Here is a 16644-nt window from a genome sequence, read left to right on the forward strand (position 1 = left end):
AGGCGGCGCATCAGCCGCCTTTGTTTTAGAACATGAAGGAAAAATCAATGAACAAGACCATAGTACTCGCCAGCAACAATGCCGGAAAAATCAAAGAATTCAATGCGTTACTAGGTGACATGGGCATTGATGTCAAACCGCAAAGCGAGTTTAACGTCGAAGAAGCAGAAGAAACAGGCTTGAGTTTTATTGAAAACGCCATTCTAAAAGCGCGCAACGCTTGTGCTCACACTGGCTTGCCTGCATTGGCCGATGATTCTGGTATTGAAGTGGATTATCTCGACGGTGCACCAGGTATTTACTCTGCTCGTTTTGCCGGTGATCACGGTAATAACGAAGCGAATAACAAACTATTATTGGAAAAACTAGACGGCGTACCTGAACTAGGACGCACCGCTCGTTTCCATTGTGTATTGGCTTATATGCGTCACAAGGATGATCCAACCCCACAAGTGTTTCATGGCGTTTGGGAAGGTCGTATTTTGACCTCGACAGAAGGTCAGGAAGGTTTTGGTTATGATCCAGTCTTTTATGTTCCTGAATGCGCTTGCAGCGCGGCTAGCCTGCCAAAAGAAGTGAAGAACCAAATTAGCCATCGCGCCAAGGCTTTGAAACAGCTATTCGCATCCTTTCAACCACCCTCTTTTTCTCAACAGGGCAAGCCATTTTGAGCACTCAGTTACCGCCACTAAGTCTGTACATCCATTTACCTTGGTGTGTGCGTAAGTGCCCTTATTGCGACTTTAATTCCCATCAAGCAGACCGTTTTGAGGCCAATGGCAAACTGCCGGAAGATGCCTATTTGGCGCAGCTTTTGGCGGATTTAGACGCCGATTTACCTTATGTTGCTGGGCGGGAAATCCAAACTGCGTTTATTGGCGGCGGCACGCCAAGCTTGATGAGCGAAGACTTCTATTATCGCTTAATGGCTGCGCTACGGGAAAAGCTAGTTTGGGCTGACAATGCTGAAATCACCATGGAAGCCAATCCAGGGACATTTGAACAAGAAAAGTTTCGCCACTTTCGTCAGGCTGGCATCAATCGTTTGTCCATCGGTATCCAAAGTTTCCAGCCAAACCTGTTGAAAACCCTAGGAAGAATCCACAACCGCGAGGAAGCGATACACGCTGTGGATAAGTCTAGAGCCGCAGGCTTTGACAATATCAACCTTGATTTGATGCATGGCTTACCGGATCAAAGCCTAGAAATGGCGCTAGAAGACTTATCTCTTGCTATCGAATTGAACCCTGAACACTTGTCTTGGTATCAACTGACTATCGAGCCAAACACTGAGTTTTATCGTCGCCCACCAACGCTACCTGAAGACAATACTTTATGGGGAATTCAAGACGCAGGACAAGAGCTGCTGACCAAACATGGTTACGCTCAATACGAAGTGTCAGCGAATTCGAAAGAGAACCGTCGCGCGGCACATAATCTTAATTATTGGCGCTTCGGCGATTACATAGGAATTGGCGCTGGCGCTCACGGCAAGATAACATTGGTTAATGGTCAAATATTTCGTACACGAAAGACTCGCCATCCAAATCATTACCTAAACAACCTGCCTGAAGCCTTGGTGATCAAAGAAGCCATAGAGCAAGAAGACCTACCGCTTGAATTCATGATGAACCGTCTGCGCTTGTTCGAAACCTTTGATTTAAAGGATTACGAGCGTTTTACCTATCAACATGTGCCGCTTTCCCTGATCAATGCCTGTGAAATAGCAATAAAACAGGGCTTATTAGATGCCGATGAATGGAAGAATCAGCGTGTCAAAACCACCGAAAAAGGCAAACTTTTCCTCAATGAATTGCTTGAGTTATTCCTTCCCTAACCCGCCATTTTATTTACTATAATTTGACATCTAAGCATTTAGATGTAACCCTTATCAGGTTAAGAACAAAAAAGGCCATCTTTGATGGCCTTTTTTGTTCTATTTGCAACACACAAACTAGTGGCTTTTTTGATAGGAATTATCTTTTTAAACGAAAGAAATAGCCCAAATTCCGTTCTAATTAATCAATTTACAGCTCTTCATCATCACGCTTTCTTGGTTAATAAGATGCAGGAAGACTTTTACTCTTGTAAGCAAAATTGCTGGCACGAGATTATGCATAAATTGTGAAAAAAGAACAAAATGCGTCGTATTAAGAACAATCTGACAATGAGAATTCTTTTAGGGTGATGAAGCGAAATTGTTTAAAAAACGCTCATGTTGATTTTCGTTTAAAAAGATTGGAACAGACCTTTGTAAATTGAGTTATCCAACAAAGGTCTCGGGGAAGTTTTCACTAATTCAGGAGATTGTTTATGAGTAATAAAGTACCTGACAGTGGTCGGGCAGAATACAACACGTCGTATAAAGTAGGACAAGATAACATTCAGTTTCTTGGCTTAGACGTATTAAACCCAGTGTTTAGTACCAGTGCTCTTATTATTTTTGCATTCATCATTGGCAGTATCTTATTCCCTGCCGATGCAAGTGCTGTTTTATCTGGTGCGAAGAATTGGTCGATCAATAATTTTGATTGGTTTTTTATGGTCGCTGGTAATATTTTCGTACTCTTTTGTTTACTACTGATTCTCCTTCCTTTAGGTAGAATTCGCCTTGGCGGTACTGAAGCAAGAGCAGAACATTCAACGATTACTTGGTTTTCTATGCTGTTCGCGGCAGGCATGGGTATTGGTCTGATGTTTTGGAGCGTGGCTGAACCGGTTGGTTATTATACAGGTTGGTATGGCACACCTTTTGACGTGGTTAAAAACACGCCTGAAGCACGCGATCTAGCAATGGGCGCAACCATGTTCCATTGGGGTCTTCATCCTTGGGCTATTTATGCGGTTGTTGGTCTGTCTTTGGCGTTTTTTGCATATAACAAAGGTTTGCCTCTTACTATTCGTTCTGCTTTTTACCCACTGTTTGGTGAGAAAGTCTGGGGCGGAATCGGTCACGTAATCGACGTTATTTCGGTTATTGCAACTATCTTTGGTTTGGCAACATCGCTTGGCTTTGGCGCACTACAAGCAACAAGTGGTCTTAACTTTCTTTTTGATATTCCAAATACGCTAACCACACAAATCTTTGTGATCTGTGGCGTAACAGCCGTTGCCATTATCTCGGTAGCCCGTGGTCTAGAAGGTGGTGTGAAACTGCTTTCTAACATCAATATGATCATCGCCGCTGTCTTGGCTATCTTCATTGTGATCGTGGGTAACACTGGCGCTATCTTTGCGGCAATGGGTTCTTACTTGTTGAACTACGTTGAAAACATCATTCCATTAAGTAACTGGATTGGTCGTGACGATACAACCTTCTACCACGGTTGGACTGTGTTCTACTGGGCTTGGTGGATTTCTTGGTCACCATTTGTCGGCATGTTTATCGCACGTGTTTCTCGTGGTCGTACTGTTCGTGAATTCCTAGTAGCCGTTCTATTAGTACCAACGGTTGTCTCTCTTGTATGGATGTCTATTTTTGGCGGATCGGCTTTGGATCAGTCTGCGAACGGCATTGGTGCATTGGCAAACGGTATTACTGATTCTTCATTGGCTATGTTCCAAATGTTTGCGAGCCTACCATTGACGTCTTTAATCTCTTTCATTGGTATCATTCTGGTATTGGTATTCTTTGTAACCTCTTCTGACTCAGGCTCTTTGGTTATCGATGGTATTACCGCTGGCGGTAAAACTGATGCGCCAATGGTCCAACGTGTTTTCTGGGCGGTTCTAGAAGGTGTCATCGCCATTGCCTTACTTGTAGGCGGTGGTTCTGAAGCACTTGGCGCAATTCAAGCCGCTGCGATTACCATTGGCTTACCATTCACCCTACTCATGTTGATAATGTGTGTGAGCTTGTGGAAAGGTTTGCATAGCGATATGCATCTTTATAAAAAAGCATAGATTTATAGAGATCCATTACTTCTAAAAGATAACGCGAATGGCCGTAACAGGGCATTCGCGTTGTTTTCTTTTTGTAAATACTCTATTATCGGCGTCCTCTTAGGGGAGTAATCTTCTTTGCACAGTACCTCTGTGTACCGCAAAGATTCTTTGTCAACATAATTGAGCCTCAAGCTCGTGGCAAAGAAGTCCTGATCCGATAAAGTATCGACAGGGTTGATGAGACTTAAGACAATAACTTGGCTCAGGTGGGCTCAGGTTTGTTGTCTTTCGTTTATTGCCCACCTAGGATCTATCAAATGGAAGCACTGCTCACTTCTATCTCTACTGTTGCTCTCGCTGAAATGGGTGATAAAACCCAACTTTTGGCCTTATTCCTTGCTACTCGTTTCGCGTCCAAATCTTCTATTGTGCTTGGTATTCTTGCTGCGACATTACTTAATCATGCGCTATCTGCATGGCTTGGTGTTGAAATTGCCCAATGGATTCCGGAAAGTGCAATCAGTTGGGTGGTTGGCTTAAGCTTTATCGCCGTCGGCTTATGGTTATTGATCCCAGACAAAGACGACAGTGAAGACAATGGCATGCTGAAATACGGTGCATTTGGTGCGACGTTTATCTTGTTTTTCCTTGCCGAAATCGGTGACAAAACCCAAATCGCCACCGTCTTATTAGGCGCTCACTATGGCAGTGTTTGGATGGTCTTGCTAGGCTCAACTATCGGCATGATGCTGGCAAACGTACCGGTGGTGTTTGCCGGTAACTGGATAATGGACAGAATCAATGCCGACCGCACACGTCAGCTTGCTTGTTTGCTTTTCCTCATTATGGGAATAGTCACAATCGCGACGCCTCTGCTTCAATAAACGGGCTCTACAAAACGAGCCATAAAAAATAGGAACGGAACAATGGATGTCGAATTAACCGAAATTCTCGAAGCACTTTGTCAGCATCCGCCATTCAATGAGATTGCCGACGACCCGCAACTCAATGACATGACCAAAGAAATAGAGATTCAGTATGTTCGTGCTGGCGAGTGGGTTATTGCTCCAAGCGCACTGAACAATACCTTGTTCTTTATTCGTAGTGGTGCGATTGAAGTGCTTAGCAAAGAGGAAAAGTTAATTCGACGTATGAATGAAGGCGAGCTATTTGGCTACTTTTCTCTACTGCGAGGTGGCAAGTCTTCACAATCCATGCGAACCATTGAAGACAGCTTGCTGTATCGCATTCCAGCACGTTGGTTTCTAAAACTCTACGAAGAAAACGACAACTTTTCCGACTTCTTTGAACTCGCTCGCGAAGTGCGTTTGCGCGTTGCGATGGATTCACAAAACTCAGATGTGTCATTAATGACTTGTCCTGTTATCAGCTTATTAAGACGACCACCGATTAGCGCAGACATCAGCTCAGACATTCTGACTTCTGCGCAAATTATGGCGGAGCATCGTGTCTCAAGCTTGTTGATTACGGAAAATGACGAACTGATCGGCATTGTTACCGACCGAGATTTACGTACTCGCGCTGTTGCCAAAGGCCTTGCCTACGACACGCCTATCGCAGACATCATGACTCGCGATCCGATTGTGATGGACAGCGGTGATTACGCATCAGAAGCCGTATTAAAAATGATGGAACGTAACGTTCACCATATTCCCATTGTCAAAAATGGGCGCCCTATCGGCGTGGTGAGTACCGGAGACATCATTCAAAAAGAAAGCCACGGCAGCGTCTATCTGATCAGTGATATTTATAAGCAAACCAGCATCGAAGGGTTGAAAAGTATCAGTCGCAAAATGACACACACGTTCACCCAACTTGTGGTCGCAGATGCCAATACACAAATGATTGGCAACGCCATGTCGCACATCGGCACTGCCTTTGTAAAACGACTATTGCAGCTGGCCGAAGAAAAGTTCGGTCCGCCACCTGTGCCCTATTGTTTTATCGCCCTTGGTTCACAGGCAAGAGAAGAGCAAACCATTAAAACCGATCAAGACAATGCGCTTGTGTTGAGTAATAAATACGACGAATCTCTTCACGGTGAATACTTCGAGCATTTATCTGAATGGGTCTGTCGTCACCTTGATGACTGCGGTTACACCCTTTGCACTGGCGACATCATGGCATCAAACTCTCGCTGGCGTCAGCCATTGAGTGTTTGGAAAGAAAACTTCAGTGATTGGATACAAAAACCCAAAGCCGAAGCACTGTTACGTCTGTCTATCTTCTTTGATTTACGCGGTATCTATGGCGATAAAACCCTCGCCAAGCAACTTAACCAACATATACGTCAACAAGCCCAACAGCACTCCGGCTTCTTAACCTTTATGGCAAGAAACGCCAATCAGCGCAAACCGCCACTGGGGTTCTTCCGACAATTTGTGCTGGATGGCGAAGGCAAACAGTCGCGCACTTTCAACCTAAAAGAGCGAGGCATTGCGCCAATTATCGATATCGTTCGAGTTCACGCTCTGGCTTGCGGCAGCGATAAGCTCAATACACTTGAACGCATCGAAGACATTGAAGCCGCAGGATTATTGCCTGATGGTCGAGCGAAAGACCTTGCGCTAGCGTTAGAAATGATAGGTATGGTGCGAATCAAACATCAGAAAGACCAAATCGAAGCTGGCGAAGAACCGAATAATCATGTTAACCCTGAGCACTTGTCGTCATTTGAAAAACGCCATCTACGGGATGCTTTTCATATCGTTACTCGCCAACAGGAATTTATTAAATTTCGTTACGCAGGGAAACGCAGCTAAATGGCAAAGTTATTAATGAAAAACAAGTCCAAAGCAGGCATTCAAGATTGGCAGGTCATGTTTGCGGAGTGGGCAGAAGAAGCGCCTGAAGGCCCTCTGAAACGCTATTATCAAGCGGGAATGATTGCACCGCAAACAGCCTTGCAAGATACGCCGTTGCTGGCCTTGGATCTAGAAACCACAGGACTTGATCCAAGCCAAGATGAAATCATCAGCCTTGGTTTAAAAACCATTCGTTGCCAAGGCGCACAATACTGGATGGCAAAACCAGAGCGTTCACTGAATGCAGAATCTGTCACCATCCACGAAATCACACACTCGGAGCTGGCTGAAGCACCGCGACTTCATGCCATTTTAGATGAGATTTTAGTGGCGCTCTCTCATCAAGTCATCGTCGTACATTGTGTTGCTATTGAGCGTCAATTCTTACTGGAAGCATCGATGAAGATATACGGCTATCCGCTGTATTTTCCTATGCTCGACACCATGGATATTGAACGCCAAGCGACCTTTAAACCTTGGTGGAAACGCTTTGGCAGACAGCCTTCGTTACGCTTAGACGCTTGCCGTCAACGCTACAAACTACCGCGCTATAAAGCACATCATGCGCTCACCGATGCCTTGTCATCCGCTGAGTTACTGCAAGCGCAAATTTCCTATCACATGGACCCAAGCGCAGACATTTCAAACTATTGGGTTTGAGGTTTTGCGACCTGCTTCTGCTTTTTTCAACTAACACTTAAGCTTAAGCAATTGCGGGCTTGGCAAGCGCTGGTTCAATGACGGAAGGACAACTTTCACGAATCACCAATTCTGTTTCTAACACCACGTCTTTAGCTTCTCGAAGTCCTAAAAATACTTCTGCGGCAACGCGACCTTTTTCCACTGTGTGTTGGTGTATGGTGGTGATCGAAGGATGAATATTGGCACTTTCAGCAATGCCATCAAAGCCAACGACCTGCAAATCTTCCGGCACACGCAAGCCTAAATGCAAGGCCGCTTGCACCGCAGCAATCGCGATACAATCACTCATACACAGCAATAATTGCGGACGCTTTGCCATGGTCAGCGCTTCTCGGGCAGCCTGGTACGCCAACTTATGACTGTTCTCAGGAATATTCCAAATATGCTCGGACACAACAGACAACTGATGCTCTTCCAGTGCTTGAAAGTAACCATGTAAGCGCTGAATTGAAATAGACGCCGCGCGATCAAACAATTCGTCTTCGCGTATACGACACACTCGATCCGTCGCTAGCAAACTCAATCCTAAAATCGCTACAGCTTCAGGCTTATGTTGCAAAGCATGACTGGCAATTCGGTAAGCGCCGCTGTGGTTTTCAATATTGACCGATGTGGTACCGGGAATGAAGCTATCTACCGTGATGATGTTCTTATTCGGCATCAACCAAGGGGCATTAATGCATTGCTGCGGTTTATGTCCGTAGACAATAAAACCATCCACCATAGAAGATTGCATACGGCTTTGTGCATCTTGCTCAACTTGATCCGAGGACAGCAGCAACATGTTGTATTCATTGGCTTCAAAAACTTCCGCCATGCCTTTTAGAAATTGATTGGCAACTGGGTCGGTTAAGCTGTAGCTAAGGTCATCAGACAACACAATACCAACGATTCCCGTACGGCCAGTACGCAAACTACGAGCAGCGGCATTGGGGCCAAAATAGCCCATTTTTTCGCATTCGCTCAAAATGTTTTCACGTAAGGTCGCCGACAACTGATCGGGGCGATTAAAGGCGTTTGAGATGGTTGCCGTGGAGACTTCTAATCGCTCGGCAACGTCTTTTAAAGTCAGTTTTTTTATGTTTTTTGTCATACTAACTACCCGCAAACCAAAAGAGCTTCGACAAACAAACCGACTTACGCAAAACGCAAATCGGCTTGAGGCGACAAAAGCTCAATTAAAAAGCTCAATAAGCCGTGATATGGCCTAAGACAACTTAGCGTAGAACGCTTGATAAGCTGGTAAGGTCAATACCTTACCATCCAAAGTCGATTTAAAACCATGACCTTGCAACACGTCAGCAACGTCCGCTGTTAATGTCGCTTGCTGCTCTTCACTCGTCATGTTTAACACAACTAAGAGTCGAACACCTTCGTACTCGCGCACCAACGCAATTAATTGTTCATTACCCAGATCAAGCTGAGACAATTCACCATTCACCAAAGCTGGTTGCTGCTGACGCCAATGAATCAGCTGACGAACCTTATGCAACAAGGCATCTGGATTCGCTTCTTGTTCAGCAACACTCAACGGCAACTGCTCTTTAGAAACAGGCAACCAAGGCTCAATGGTAGAAAAGCCACCTAATGTCGATTTATCCCACACCATCGGCGTACGGCAGCCGTCACGGCCTTTGAAAACTGGCCACAGCGGAATGCCATAAGGATCCTGAATGCGCTCAAACGGCACCTCAGCTTCAGGTAAGCCAAGTTCTTCACCTTGATACAAACAAACACTGCCACGTAGGGATAAAATCAAGGCTAACGCAATCAGAGGATAGGCTTTGCTATCTTCGTCTGCGCCCCAACGAGTGCGAGAACGCACCACATCATGGTTCGATAACGCCCAGCAAGGCCAACCGTCGCCCACGATGTTATTCATGTCCGCCAAGGTTTTGCGAATATATTCTGGAGAATGAGGCGTATTCAAAAAGTCGAAGGTATAAGCCATATGCAACTTATCACCGCCAGACGTGTATTCCGCCATGCGTTTTAATGGGAAATCATCGCCAATTTCACCCACCATAGTACTACCTGGAAACTCATTCATCATGACACGTAAATCTTTTAAGAAATCCAAGTTTTCTGGACGGCTCAGATCGTACACATGACGCTGATAAGTGTAAGGATTGTCGTGTGGTGCACCCATGGTTTTTGGCTCACCAGCAGGCACTGGAGGATTATCTTCCAAACCTTCACTGTGGAAATAGAAGTTCACTGTATCCAAGCGGAAACCATCCACACCAAGCTCTAGCCAAAAACGCATGTTATCCAAATGCGCCTGACGAACCTCTGGATTATGGAAATTAAAATCAGGTTGAGACTCTAAGAAGTTATGCAAATAATACTGCAAACGACGGCTGTCCCATTTCCAAGCGCTACCACCAAAGATAGACAGCCAGTTATTTGGCGGTGAGCCATCTGGTTTCGGATCAGACCATACATACCAATCGGCTTTCGGATTAGTTTTGTCTTGACGGCTTTCTTCAAACCAAGGATGAACATCCGCTGAATGGCTAATCACCTGATCGATCATGACTTTTAGCCCCAATTCATGGGAACGATCAACCAAGACTTTAAAATCTGCCAACGAACCGAACATAGGATCAATGTCACAATAATCGGACACATCGTAGCCAAAATCTTTCATTGGGGAAGTAAATATTGGCGAGAGCCAAATGGCATCCACACCAAGCGATGCAACGTAATCTAACTTACTTGTGATACCCGCTAAATCACCTACGCCATCACCATTTGCATCCATAAAACTACGTGGGTAAATTTGATAAATAATCCCACCTTTCCACCAGTTCAGATTGGTTGTCATCAGACTCTCCAAAAAAGATAAAACGTGGGGCAACGCCAAAGCATTGCCCCATTTAAACAACAGTATTAGAAACTGTTCAATAACACGCGAGCAAATTAGCCTTTGCGTAAATAAGACTGCTCGTTTTCATCAAACAAATGCATTTTTTCAGCCGGTGCAGATAAGTACACTTTATCGCCGCGCTTAATATCCAATGTACCAGCTTGCTTAGCAATCACCATCTCATCTGCGCCAGGGATTTTCACATAGAGCAAAGTCGCTTCGCCAAGCGATTCTACAAAAGAAACGTCGCCAGAGAAAAGACTGTCTTGTTCCGCTGAAACAACCACCAAATCTTCTGGACGAATACCAAAGAAAGCGGGTTTCGCCTGCTCGCTAGATTCTGTCACGATGGGCGTTTGAATGGAGGTTGTAGCCGACAAAGACACCAAAGTTTGTGCGCCAGTTTGCTCAATACGACACGGCACAATATTCATCGCTGGCGAACCAATAAATTTCGCCACAAATACGTTCGCTGGATGTTCATAAAGCTCCAAAGGCGAACCAACTTGTTCAATATCTCCGCCAGACAACAACACAATGCGATCCGCCAAGGTCATGGCTTCCACCTGATCATGGGTCACATAAATCATAGTTGAATCAGGCATACTGTCTTTTAGATTGGCAATTTCCATACGTGTCGCCACGCGAAGCGCCGCATCCAAGTTAGACAAAGGTTCATCAAACAAGAAAACTTTAGGGCGACGTACAATCGCACGACCAATCGCCACACGTTGACGCTGACCACCAGAAAGCGCCTTCGGCAAACGATCTAGATACGGCGTTAATTGCAACATATCCGCGGCTTTACGCACTTGTTGCTCGATATCCGCTTTGCTCACCTTAGCGATTTGCAAACTGAACGCCATGTTGTCATACACTGTCATGTGCGGATACAAGGCGTAGCTTTGGAACACCATAGCAATACCGCGCAACGCAGGCGGTACATCGTTTACCACAACACCATCGATCTCTAATGTGCCAGCAGAGATTTCTTCTAATCCAGAAATCATACGCAACAACGTGGATTTACCACAACCTGATGGACCGACGAAAACAATGAATTCGCCCTGTTTGATGTCTAGATTAATGTCTTTTAATACTTCAACATTATTCGAATAAATTTTCTTAACATTGGTGAGTTTTACATCAGCCATGATTCTACTGCCTCAATCTAAATTCATACCTTAGGTGAGGAGCAAACGCTCGACTCACCTGCCTAGGTTTTGTTATTTCACCGAGCCTGCTAGCAAACCGCGGACTAAATAGCGCTGTAAGCCAAAGAAGACGCACAAAGGAATAATAATGGTAATAAACGCAGACGCGGTTAGGATTTCCCAGTTACCGCCACGAGAGCCCAGCAATTCTCGAAGCTGACCTGTTAACACCATGTGGTCCGCATCGTTACCAAGGAATACCATGGCAATCAGCAAATCATTCCATACCCAGAGGAATTGAAAAATGGCAAATGACGCTAATGCAGGGAAAGATAATGGCAACACAATTCTGCGAAAAATATCGAAGTCTGAAGCACCATCAACACGGGCTGATTCGATGATTTCTCTAGGCAATCCAACAATATAGTTACGCAATAGATAAATTGCCAACGGCAAACCAAACCCGGTATGCGCTAACCAAATCCCCACGTAGGTTTTTGATCCGACACCAAAAAACTCACCGATCAAGTTATAGGTTTTCAGCAGCGGAATCAGTGACATCTGTAACGGAACAACCAATAAACCAACCACAGCCGCAACCAACAAAGCACGCCCAGGAAAACGCATCCACGCCAGCGCATACGCGGCAAACGCCGCGACCAATATAGGAATAATAGTCGCCGGTATCGTTACGGTTAAAGAGTTAATAAAAGACTTACCTAAACCTTCGGCATTCAATACTTCGCGATAGTTTTCTAGCGTAAAGCGCGGTGGGATCTCAGCCGTATAGAAAATACGATCACCACGTGAACCTTTCCATTCAACAGGTGAAGAAAACGCATAATCACCGTTTTCCATAACTTGCAAGGTTTCGCCGTTATTAAGCTCAGCAGTCGTTCCAGCATCAAATTCATCAGGTCTTAACGAACTTGAACCAAACTGAGTTATTTTTCCTGCCGCCCCTTCAAACAGATTACCGCGTATAACAAAGCGATCACCCTCTTGAACTTGTTTTTTCGGTTCATGAGCTCGCGCCACAAGACGCTGCTCTGAGGTAGCCAGTGCTGTCCACCAGCCAGACGTAGAAAGCTGATTTTTATCTCGGATAGAAGAGATAAACAAACCTGCGGTCGGAATCGTCCAAATAATCACGAGAAACAAGACAGTCGCATGTACCAAATAAGTTAACGGAGTGCGTTTAGATGACGTAATCATATTAACGACCCTCCATTTCGGCATTAGCGCGACGAATATTCCACACCATAATTGGGATAACCAGAACCATAATAACCAACGCAATCACCGCGCCGCGACCAAAGTCGCCACCGCCATTAAACATCCAACTAAACATCTGATTGGCCAACACTTGTGTGCCCCATTGGGCATTCGTCATTGCCAATACGATATCGAATACTTTCAATACCAAGATGGTAATCGTGGTCCAAACCACCGCTATGGTTCCCCAAATCTGTGGCACCATAATTTTATAGAAAATTTGAAAGCCATTAGCGCCATCTAACACTGCCGCCTCAATGGTTTCATCTGGAATGCCACGCAGTGCAGCAGACAAGATAACCATGGCAAAACCGGTTTGAATCCAGATTAAAATCACCATTAGGAAGAAATTGTTCCAGATAGGAATCGTCAGCCAGGTCTGAGGTTCACCACCGAAGAAGACAACCAAGGCATTTAACAAACCAATTTGATCTTCGCCGCCAGTACGAAAATCGTAAATAAACTTCCAAATAACCGACGCACCAACAAAGGAAATCGCCATCGGCATGAAGATTAAACTTTTTGCGATATTGCCCCACCAAATACGGTCGGTCATGGTTGCGATAATCAAACCAAAAAACGTTGCCGCTGTTGGCACAACAATCAACCACAGCATGTTATTGCGGAAAGATTCATAGAACTCATCGCTGCCAAATAGCCATTTGTAGTTCGCGAGACCAACAAAGTCTTCACCGCTACGGCCATAAAAAGATAAGCGAATGGAATCGATAACAGGATAGAAAAGATAAAACGTTAGCAATAAAACCGCAGGCCCCAAAAACAGCCAAGGACGAATCGTATTCGCCACACGCAAATTACGAGCTACCACAGAAGCGGCGCCACTTTTGGTTGGGAAAATTTTATCTAAAAGGAAGTTGGAGCCGTAGAAATACACGACACACCCCATAACACCTAGAATCATGGTCACTAACGCCGAGGCAAGCTGTCCCATAGAATCTCCAAAATATATCAATGCAGTGACGATTTAAAACGGCAACCGCTTTACTTATAAAACAAATACAAAAAAGCCCCAGGGCGAATAATCCCCTAGGGCTTAGCAAAGAATTACTTCAAGGCATCCCATGTTTTCTGGATGTCTTTCGCGACTTCTTTGGCATCTTTACCACCAGTGTAATCGACCATACCTGTCCAGAAAGAACCGGCACCGATTTTACCTGGCATCAAGTCAGATCCATCAAAACGGAACGTCGTCGCGTAGCGAATGATTTCGCCTTGTTTTTTCGCCGCTTCACTTGAATAAACCTCAGGGTTTGCTTTCAAGTGCGCAGAGATAAAGCCAGTTTGCGCCATCCACAACTCATGAGCGATTGGCGAACGGATGAAGTCGATAAACGCACGAGCGCCTTTAGAATCATTCGTCACACTCATCAAAGTTCCGGCACCCAATACTGGGTTGCCCAAGTCTTTAGATGCATAAGATGGGAAGTAGAAGAAATCAGCATCTAGACCCAGTTTCGTTCCTTCAGGGAAGAAAGCAGGAATAAACGACGCTTGACGATGCAAGTAACATTTAGGTGGAGATTGGAACAAGCCTTTTGGGCTGTCACGGAAGTCAGTAGACGCTACCGCGCCTGCGCCACCGTCAACAAATTTATCATTACGAGCGAACCAGCCAAACTCTTCGATGGCACCAACAATACGTGGATCATCGAATTTGATTTCGTTAGTTACCCATTTATCGTAAACCGATGCTGGCTGTGTACGAAGTAGTAGATCTTCCACCCAGTCGGTTGCTGGCCAACCTGTTGCCGCGCCGGAACCCAAACCGATACACCAAGGCGTTCCGCCATCAGCGACGATTTGCTTGGTTAGCGCTTTTAGGTCTTCCATGGTTTCAGGCACTTTATAGCCTGCATCGTTGAAGTTATCTGGTGAGTACCAAACTAACGATTTCAAATCTGCACGATAGAAAACACCGTAGAATTCTTTCTGACCTTTTTGGTCTTTAAACGTGGCTAGATCCACCCAAGATTGACCTGCTGCATAATCTTTTTTCACGCCATCTTTTACGGTATCGCTCAGAGGGGTTAAAAAGCCTTTAGCAGCCAAATCTGCGGCTAAGCCAGGTTGTGGGAAAACAGAAATGTTTGGCGCACTACCTGCTTGAGTATCAATAACAATTTGCTGTTCAAAAGAGTCAGAACCCGCGTATTTCACTTTAGCGCCAGTCGCTTGTTCAAAGTAAGCCGCAACTCGTTCGAAGTTGGTTTTCTCATCACCAGTCCAAGGACCAAAAATAGAGATGGTTTCGCCAGAAAGCTTAGTCGACTTCAGCGCTTCATAGCTGCTCCAACTAAAACGAGAATCTTCACCAGGCTTAAACAAGAGGTCTGCTGCATGTACAGCATTTGCGGAAAGTGTCAGGGCAACAGCCATAGACAATAGAGATTTTTTCATCATTGCTCCTTACAGGCCAGCTTGGGAAACCCCTAGCACGCCTTTGTTTTTATTATCGTAGGTCGAAACAAGGTAAACATGTCTTCTATAAGGATTAAGAAGGAATTCGATTATTAACAAACATAACCCACGCTTCAAGCACCTCAACCGCTTAATATTGACTTAATTATTTTTAAATTTTAGTAGAGTCTTACCAGATTGCGAATCTTATTTACTTCGTCACATCTGGATAAAAAACCAAAAAAACACGGTTTTTATTCTAAATTCAGCAAGTTAATGCGCAATTTTTAATCATTTATTGTTAATTATATTCTCGTTGTTTACCTATTTTAACGACTTTTTTGGGCATAAAAAAAGCGTGGCTAGCCACGCTTCTTACTTACTATAAACAGACTTAATAGCCTCTTAACCGTTTAACTAAAATATACTCAAAGAGTAAAATCCTATTTTTTATGGCTTAAAATCGGCTTAACTGCGCCTCAGCTTCGCTCAATGAAGGCAAAGAAGGATACGCACCTAATTTTGTCACCGAGTTGGCACCGCAAGCGGCAGCAAAACGCACAATATCCACCAACTGTTGTTGAGATAAAGCTGCTAGCGCTGCGCGGTCTCCACCTTGTTCAGCCAGTTTATAAAGCAAGCCACCGACAAAGGCATCACCCGCCGCAGTGGTATCTTTTACTTCAACTTTTGGTGTCAGCACTTCACTTACACCGTGAGTCGCTGTATAAAAGCGAATTGGGTTGCCGCCATCGGTTAACACAAACAAAGTCACACCCGCAGCAAGAGACTCTTCAATAAGAGCAAATGGATCTTCTGCCATAACTGCCAACTCTTCTAGGCTGGCTTTCACCACATCGCCACTTTGCATCCAATCAATAACGCGCTTGGTATCAACTTGCCCATTTGGCCAAAGATTCATACGCAAATTCACATCAATGCTCACGATCCAATTCGCTGCACGAGCCATGCCCACACCCGCCAACGTTGCTTTGGTAATATCCGCATCAGTCAGAGTGTTAGAACAAGTGTGGAACACGCCTTGGCTATCAGCAAACCAAGCGGCTTCAAAATCTCCTTCACTGAACAAGATATCCGCCGAAGGACTGCGGTAAAACTCAAAACTACGCTCACCCGTTTGGTCCAAGCTCACAAATGCCAAGGCCGTTTTGGCTTCCTTGGTCATTAGCATATTGCTGGTATCCACACCGTAACCATCAAGAGACTCTTTCAAGAAATGACCAAAGGCATCGTCACCTACTTGGCCGACAAAATGACTATTGCCACCTAAGCGTGCCACAGCCACAGCAACGTTTGCTGGCGCACCGCCTGGGAACTTAGTAAAAGACTCAAGCTCTCCTGCTTTGGTGGCTCCATTGGAAAGGAAATCGATCAAGGCTTCGCCAAACGCCATTACTTTTGTTGTCATTATTGTGTTCTCTTTTTGATTTGCAGACATAATCTACGCAGATATAAATAAGGATAGATGAAAAATTATGCAGGGGAGAAAGCTTTA

Annotated in this window: 13 protein-coding genes and 1 riboswitch; of the genes, 6 read left to right on the top strand and 7 right to left on the bottom strand. The window is 44.9% G+C overall.

Annotated features, from left to right (window positions below; translation table 11 throughout):
- Positions 1-47: 47 nt before the first annotated feature.
- From rdgB to ACO05V_RS01940, 6 genes are all read left to right on the top strand, one after another.
- Positions 48-671 carry an RdgB/HAM1 family non-canonical purine NTP pyrophosphatase gene (gene rdgB, locus ACO05V_RS01915; RefSeq protein ID WP_421846948.1) on the top strand — a complete coding sequence of 208 codons (624 nt, stop codon included), beginning with the start codon at positions 48-50 and terminating at the stop codon, positions 669-671.
- Positions 668-1837 carry a radical SAM family heme chaperone HemW gene (gene hemW / locus ACO05V_RS01920; protein ID WP_421846950.1) on the top strand — a complete coding sequence of 390 codons (1170 nt, stop codon included), beginning with the start codon at positions 668-670 and terminating at the stop codon, positions 1835-1837. Before rdgB ends, hemW begins: the two co-directional genes overlap by 4 nt.
- Positions 1838-2313: 476 nt before the next feature.
- Entirely contained in the window at positions 2314-3903 is a 1590-nt protein-coding gene (locus ACO05V_RS01925; protein WP_421846952.1) for a BCCT family transporter, read from the top strand.
- Positions 3904-3998: 95 nt separating this feature from the next.
- Positions 3999-4196: riboswitch (yybP-ykoY riboswitch) on the top strand.
- 6 nt (positions 4197-4202) lie between these two features.
- Positions 4203-4769 carry a TMEM165/GDT1 family protein gene (locus ACO05V_RS01930; RefSeq protein WP_421846954.1) on the top strand — a complete coding sequence of 189 codons (567 nt, stop codon included), beginning with the start codon at positions 4203-4205 and terminating at the stop codon, positions 4767-4769.
- A gap of 42 nt (positions 4770-4811) precedes the next feature.
- The gene (locus tag ACO05V_RS01935; RefSeq protein ID WP_421846956.1) at positions 4812-6668 is read left to right on the top strand and encodes a DUF294 nucleotidyltransferase-like domain-containing protein; all 1857 of its coding nucleotides are present in this window, start codon (positions 4812-4814) and stop codon (positions 6666-6668) included.
- Positions 6669-7370 (top strand): 3'-5' exonuclease, encoded by a 702-nt coding sequence (locus ACO05V_RS01940; RefSeq protein WP_421846958.1) that lies wholly within the window; start codon positions 6669-6671, stop codon positions 7368-7370. It begins immediately after the preceding gene.
- Positions 7371-7413: 43 nt separating this feature from the next.
- On the opposite strand, the gene ACO05V_RS01945 is transcribed toward ACO05V_RS01940, so the two are convergent.
- From ACO05V_RS01945 to ACO05V_RS01975, 7 genes are all read right to left on the bottom strand, one after another.
- Complete coding sequence (locus ACO05V_RS01945; protein ID WP_421846960.1) at positions 7414-8505, bottom strand: LacI family DNA-binding transcriptional regulator; 1092 nt, start codon at positions 8503-8505, stop codon at positions 7414-7416.
- A 114-nt stretch (positions 8506-8619) separates the two neighbouring features.
- Positions 8620-10239, bottom strand: a complete 1620-nt coding sequence (locus ACO05V_RS01950; RefSeq protein WP_421846962.1) for an alpha-glucosidase family protein — start codon at positions 10237-10239, stop codon at positions 8620-8622.
- Between the two features lie 95 nt (positions 10240-10334).
- A complete protein-coding gene (locus tag ACO05V_RS01955; RefSeq protein ID WP_421846964.1) occupies positions 10335-11435 on the bottom strand; it encodes an ABC transporter ATP-binding protein in 1101 nt (366 codons plus the stop codon).
- Between the two features lie 72 nt (positions 11436-11507).
- Entirely contained in the window at positions 11508-12650 is a 1143-nt protein-coding gene (locus ACO05V_RS01960) for a carbohydrate ABC transporter permease (RefSeq protein ID WP_421846966.1), read from the bottom strand.
- 1 nt (position 12651) lies between these two features.
- Positions 12652-13662: a carbohydrate ABC transporter permease gene (locus ACO05V_RS01965; protein WP_421846968.1), complete on the bottom strand. Its 1011-nt coding sequence runs from the start codon at positions 13660-13662 to the stop codon at positions 12652-12654.
- A gap of 113 nt (positions 13663-13775) precedes the next feature.
- Complete coding sequence (locus ACO05V_RS01970; protein ID WP_421846970.1) at positions 13776-15128, bottom strand: ABC transporter substrate-binding protein; 1353 nt, start codon at positions 15126-15128, stop codon at positions 13776-13778.
- Between the two features lie 457 nt (positions 15129-15585).
- The gene (locus tag ACO05V_RS01975) at positions 15586-16557 is read right to left on the bottom strand and encodes a carbohydrate kinase family protein (protein WP_421846972.1); all 972 of its coding nucleotides are present in this window, start codon (positions 16555-16557) and stop codon (positions 15586-15588) included.
- Positions 16558-16644: the final 87 nt, after the last annotated feature.

The organism is Marinomonas sp. (assembly GCF_965225885.1).
In the GTDB taxonomy this organism is placed as follows: Bacteria; Pseudomonadota; Gammaproteobacteria; order Pseudomonadales; family Marinomonadaceae; genus Marinomonas.